This window comes from Micrococcus lylae NBRC 15355 (genome assembly GCF_001570885.1).
Lineage (GTDB): Bacteria > Actinomycetota > Actinomycetes > Actinomycetales > Micrococcaceae > Micrococcus > Micrococcus lylae.
Map to the genome: position 1 here is coordinate 1 of NZ_BCSN01000083.1, position 5,244 is coordinate 5,244.

At 67.7% G+C, this 5,244-nt stretch carries 6 protein-coding genes and 2 pseudogenes; 2 read left to right on the plus strand and 6 right to left on the minus strand.

Annotated features, from left to right (window positions below; all coding sequences use genetic code 11):
• Nucleotides 1-126 precede the first annotated feature (126 nt).
• The 5 genes and pseudogenes from MLY01S_RS13030 to MLY01S_RS13165 form a co-directional block, all read right to left on the minus strand.
• Nucleotides 127-295, minus strand: a pseudogene (locus tag MLY01S_RS13030) (integrase core domain-containing protein); the annotation flags it as partial.
• A gap of 29 nt (nucleotides 296-324) precedes the next feature.
• Entirely contained in the window at nucleotides 325-1,395 is a 1,071-nt protein-coding gene (locus MLY01S_RS11545; protein WP_067192312.1) for an IS110 family RNA-guided transposase, read from the minus strand.
• Nucleotides 1,396-1,597: 202 nt separating this feature from the next.
• Nucleotides 1,598-1,768 (minus strand): hypothetical protein, encoded by a 171-nt coding sequence (locus MLY01S_RS12520; RefSeq protein WP_157531301.1) that lies wholly within the window; start codon nucleotides 1,766-1,768, stop codon nucleotides 1,598-1,600.
• Nucleotides 1,749-3,100: pseudogene (locus tag MLY01S_RS11550) on the minus strand (IS30 family transposase). Before MLY01S_RS11550 ends, MLY01S_RS12520 begins: the two are co-directional and overlap by 20 nt.
• Nucleotides 3,040-3,648, minus strand: a complete 609-nt coding sequence (locus MLY01S_RS13165; protein WP_082740152.1) for a DDE-type integrase/transposase/recombinase — start codon at nucleotides 3,646-3,648, stop codon at nucleotides 3,040-3,042. The pseudogene MLY01S_RS11550 and the gene MLY01S_RS13165 overlap by 61 nt, the downstream one beginning before the upstream one ends.
• A gap of 120 nt (nucleotides 3,649-3,768) precedes the next feature.
• Between MLY01S_RS13165 and MLY01S_RS11555 the strand changes: the two genes are divergently transcribed.
• Complete coding sequence (locus MLY01S_RS11555; protein ID WP_082740153.1) at nucleotides 3,769-4,764, plus strand: IS481 family transposase; 996 nt, start codon at nucleotides 3,769-3,771, stop codon at nucleotides 4,762-4,764.
• Here MLY01S_RS11555 and MLY01S_RS12720 read toward each other — a convergent pair.
• Nucleotides 4,761-4,952 (minus strand): hypothetical protein, encoded by a 192-nt coding sequence (locus MLY01S_RS12720; protein WP_067192318.1) that lies wholly within the window; start codon nucleotides 4,950-4,952, stop codon nucleotides 4,761-4,763. The genes MLY01S_RS11555 and MLY01S_RS12720 overlap by 4 nt on opposite strands.
• On the opposite strand from MLY01S_RS12720, the gene MLY01S_RS11565 reads away from it, so the two are divergent.
• Nucleotides 4,945-5,244: class I SAM-dependent methyltransferase (locus MLY01S_RS11565; RefSeq protein ID WP_169795154.1), on the plus strand; the 300-nt coding region annotated here is incomplete at its 3' end. The two genes, MLY01S_RS12720 and MLY01S_RS11565, sit on opposite strands and share 8 nt — an antisense overlap.

The following is a 5,244-nucleotide window of genomic DNA, read 5'->3' on the forward strand; positions in this document are numbered from 1 at the left end:
GCCGGATAAGGGGCTCGCTCGGATCGCCTGGGCTGACTGCGCTCGGTAGCCTTGTTCCTCTGTTGAAGCGCCCTGGGTTTTGTTCCGTAGTCCGGATGCAACGGGCGCTGAGTCTTCGTCGTGAGTGTAGGCCGCCTCGAGCTCGGTGGGCGTGCGATAGCCCACGGCCTCGTGAAGACGGGAGGTGTTCCACCAGTGCACCCACCCCATGGTGGCCAGCTCGACCGCCTGCACGGGCTCCCAGACCCGCTTGGAGTGGATGAGCTCTTAGCTTGTAGAGGCCGTGCACGCTCTGAAGCCAGGGCGTTGATGCTCCTATAGTTGTCAACTCGCGATCTGACCGGTGCGAGGGTTGGTCTTCACGAGGTGGTAGACCTCGCGGATCACGTACCTCTTGAGGCAGCGAATGATGTCGCGCTTGGACTTGCCCTCCGCGGTGCGTCGTGCCACGTAGGCGATCGTGGGCTTATGGAAGCGCATCCGCACGATGACTGTCCTGTAGATGGCTGCGTTCAGCTGACGGTGACCGCCATGATTGATCCGATGTTTTCCGCTGCTCATCCCTGAACCTGTAGGCACGGGGCTGATGCCGGCGAGTTTGGCGAATGCTGCCTCGCTCTTGATCCGTTCGGGATTGTCCCCGGCCACGATGAGGATCTCCGCTGCCGTGTCCACGCCGATCCCGAACTGGTCGAGCAGGTGCGGCGCAGGCGCGATCACGAGCCCCTTGATCATGGCCTCGAGCTCGAGGATCTCCTCGTTTAACGACAGCCACCGCCTGGCCAGCGACCGGAGCACATGGCGATTGGCCTCCTCCGGCGTGCTCAGCGCGCGGGGGCGCAGGGAAGCGCAGTGGCGGGCGATCATCTTCTGCATCTTCCCCTGCAGTACCTTGCGTAGATCTTCTTCGGCGTGCACGAGCATCGCCTTCAACGTGATCATCGCTGCAGAGCGGTCTTTGACCGCAGTGTCGTGAGCGACTTTGAGCTGACGGATCATTTCCACGCTCCCGTCGGCGCTCTTGGGCGTGGCGGTGGCGAAACCCGCGAGGACTGCGCGGGCCGCGTTCTCAGCGTCCAAGGTGTCGGACTTCCCGTTCAACCGACGCAGGCGCCGGTCTGGGCGCGAGACTTCCACGACCTTGTGCCCCTGGCGACGGATGTACGAGGCCAGACCAGCCCCGTAGGAGCCTGTGCCCTCGATGCCGAACGCGATGATGGTGCCGTAGTCCGCGGCCCATTCCAGTAGCTGCTGGTAACCGGCACGGTCGGTGGCGATCGTGCCGGTCGCGAGAATCCCACCGATCGAGTCCATGACGGCGGCCACGTGGATGTGCTTATGGGTGTCCACGCCGATCACGACGTGACCGGAACGGGTGGGGGTGATCTGGCTCATGTACGAGGCTGTCCTTCGGCTACGGGTGCGGGGGCGGCACCGACGCCGGTGGGCGGACAGGACTGTCACGGGGACACGGTCACGAAAATGCTCCAGGCTCCTATCAGGCCACGCCCGGACCGGCGGCAGTGGTCGTACGTGCCCGGCCGCGGGCCCGACAGATCAACGCCAAGACACCATGCGGATCAATCGTAGAGATGGGTCAGAGCACCACGGCCAGGACTTCCTCATCCTCGCGGAATCCGGCCCTCAGAGACTGACAGTCATAGCTGTCGCCGACGGTGCCCACCGAAGCGGTCACCCCGGCGGTGATGAGCGCGTCCGAGTACGCCAGGGAGACGTACTGGGTGGGTTCAACCGGTCGTTGCAACACCGTTCGACGTGAGCGAGCGTAACTGCTCAGCGAAGACCTCCGCGGGCGTCTTCCAGTCCAGGACCTTCCTGGGCCTGTTGTTCAGGGTGTACGCGACTGCTGCGAGGTCTTCAGCCGACCACCTCGACAGGTCCGTGCCCTTCGGGAAGTACTGCCGCAGCACCCCGTTCGTGTTCTCATTCGTCGGCCGCTGCCATGGTGAGTGCGAGTCAGCGAAGAACACCTTCGTGCCCGTGGCCATCGTGAACCTGGCATGCCCGGCCAGCTCCTTGCCCCGGTCCCACGTCAGGGTCTGCCGCAGCTGCTCCGGCACGTGCGCCATCGCCTTGATCAAGGCCGCGGTCATCGCCTCGGCCCCGTACCCGGCCAGGGAGCGCCCGTTCTTCACCGCCGGCTGCTCGCCCCATCCCTGCAGGCGGGGCAAGTGGACCAGGATCGTGGCCCGGCTGAAGCGCTCGACCAGCGTCCCGATCGCTGAACGCCCTGTTCCGATGATCAGGTCCCCTTCCCAGTGCCGGGCACAGCACGATCAGCGGCCTCGGGTGGGCGCTTGCTGAACACCACATCCTCGGTGACGTGGCCCTGGGGCTTGTTCCGGGTGCGTGCCCGCGGCTCGCGCAGAGCCCGCCCGGTACGCAGACACGCGACGAGCTCACGCTTGAGCGCCCCACGCCCCTGGATGAACAGCGACTGATAGATCGCCTCGTGAGAGATCCGCATGGACTCATCATCCGGGAACTCCATAGGCAGCCGGCGGCTGATCTGCTCAGGACTCCACGCCGTGGACCACCGCCGGTCCGCCCGGCGCGGTTTCATCTTCCGCCCCTTGAACCCTGGCCCGACCGGTCCTGGCACGGCCACGCCATCAGGGCCCAGGACCACCCCGTTCAGCCGCGCCTGGACGTAGTCATGCAGCCGCTGGTTCGTGGCCAGTTTCGCCGGCTTGGGCCGCTTGGCTGCCTCTTGGGCCTTCCACTGCGCCACTGTGGCCCGGTACTCCTTCCTCCCGGAACGTGTAGCGCAGTTGCGGCGCAGCTCACGACTGATCGTGCCCGGGGCACGTCCCAGGGCACGCCCGATCTGGCGGACCCCGTGGCCCTGGGCGTGGAGGATCGCGATCTCCTCACGCTCAGCGAAGGACAGGTACCGGCCGGTGGGCTCGGCCAGGGGCAGTGGGCTCATCCCGCCAGCGTGGCGGAACCAGCGCGCCCCGACGGGCCAGGACACACCCACCCTCAGGGATGCCTCGACCGTGGTGACGCCGGTGGCGATCACCCGCCAGAACTGGCGTTGGACATCCCGTGAGGGCTGCGGCCTGCCCGGAGAGCGCATCGGGGCCCGCAACGCCCGATCCGCTCTCCACTGCCGGCGTGTGCCCTCGGGCACGTCACTGATCTTCCTCGCCCAGTCCTTGCTAGCCATCGCCAATACCTCCAGTGGTTCCGGGGGTGTTGCGACGACCGATTGAATCCACCCTGGGCGCCTCGGTCCCAGTGGTGGATCAGACCTTCCCGGCCCCGGCTGGCACCAGTGCTCAGGAGAGCGTGTTCCAGGGCCAGCAGCGGCAGCCCAGCGGTGTGGAGCGAGGCCGAGACGGCCCAGCCCACGATCTTCCGGGCGCAGACGTCGGTGATGAACGCGACGTAGCAGAAGCCCGTCAGGATCCGGACGTAGGTGATGTCAGCGACCCACAGCTGATGCGGGCGCTCAGCGGTGAAGCGGCGTTCGACCAGATCCGGCCGTGCATCTGGCACGCTTGCCGACCGTGTGGTGATCGGCTTTCGGCCACGGCGCACTCCCTGCAGGCCGGCAGCGCGCATGAGACGGGCGGTCTGGTCACGGCCTACCTGCCAGCCGGCCCGGGTCATCGCCTGGCGCATCTTCCTGACCCCCTAGATGTGATGTCCAGGGACGTTGTTGCGTGAACAGCTGACAGGCGAAGGCCTTCCGTTGCGAGAGTGGAGTTGTCGAGAAACCGCTCACGCGAACAGAAGGCCTTCATGTCCCACGCTCACGCCGCCCTGACCCCTCGCGCCCGCCTACGCCTGGCCAAGCTCATCGTCGAGGAACACTGGCCGGTCGCCACCGCGGCCAAGATGTTCATGGTCTGCCCACCCACCGCTCGCAAATGGGCCACACGCTTCCGGGCCGAGGGACCTGCAGGGATGGCAGACCGGTCCAGCCCGCCGTCCACGATGCCGACCAGAACACCGCCGGCGGTGGTGAAACAGATCGTGGCCGCCCGATGGCGCCGACGCCTGGGGCCGGCACAGATCGCCGGAGAACTCGGGATGCCGGCCTCCACCGTCCATGCCGTGCTCGTGCGCTGCCGGATCAACCGCCTCGCCCGTCTGGACCGGGTCACCGGCGAGCCGATCCGCCGCTACGAGCACCCCCACCCCGGCTCGCTGATCCACGTCGACGTCACCACGTTCGGCCGCATCCCCGACGGGGGCGGACACCGATTCGTCGGGCGCCAGCAGGGCATGAAGCACCGCGCGGCGACCTCGGACCGCGAAGGAACCCGTGATGCCCGATACCAGCCCCGGCTCGGGGTGGGCTTTCTGCACACCGTGATCGATGATCACTCTCGCTTCGCCTATGTCGAGATGCACTCCGATGAACGCAGCCAGACGGCCATCGCGGTGTTGCGCCGCGCGGTCGCCTACTTCGCGCGCCTGGGCGTGGAGGTGGAGCGGGTGCTCTCGGACAACGGCTCGGCCTACCGCTCGCATGCCTGGCGTGATGCCTGCGCCGAGCTCGGGATCAAGCCCAAGCGGACTCGGCCCTACCGGCCGCAGACGAACGGGAAGATTGAGCGGTTCCATCGCACGCTCGCTGACGGGTGGGCCTACGCCCGGTTCTATAGCTCAGAGACGGAGCGCAGGGCCGCGTTGCCTGGATGGCTGCACTTCTACAATCATCATCGCGTCCACTCCGCGATCGGTGCCGCGCCTGCCACCAGGCTCAACAACCTCCCTGGACATCACACCTAGACGGAGTAGTTCTCCGCGTGGATTCGCTCGATCTTCTCGATGAGGAGCGTGGCCCTGCAGAGGCCCTCCCCGACGGAGAGGCCGACCCCGTCCGCGTCGCCGTCCTCGCCCGCAGCGCCGACCTCGTCCGAGTCTCCGTCCTCGCCCGCAGCACCGTCTCTGCCCGCGCGCCCGGCCCGCGTGCGCACGGGGCGGCCCAACGCGTTCGAGGCCGCCGCGAGCGAGTACCACGCGGTGCGCCCGTCCTACCCGGAGGCGTGCGTGGACTGGGTGCTGGAGGCCCTGCCCGCCCGCCCGGACGTGGTGGAGATCGGGGTCGGCACGGGCCTGTTCACCGCGCAGCTGGCCGAGCGTCGGCCGGCGTCCCTGACGGCGGTGGAGCCGGCGGCGTCCATGCGCTCCGTGCTCGCCGCGCACGCGCCGGACGGGGTGCGCGTGGCCGAGGGCACGGCGGAGCGGACGCACCTGGCGGGGGCCAGC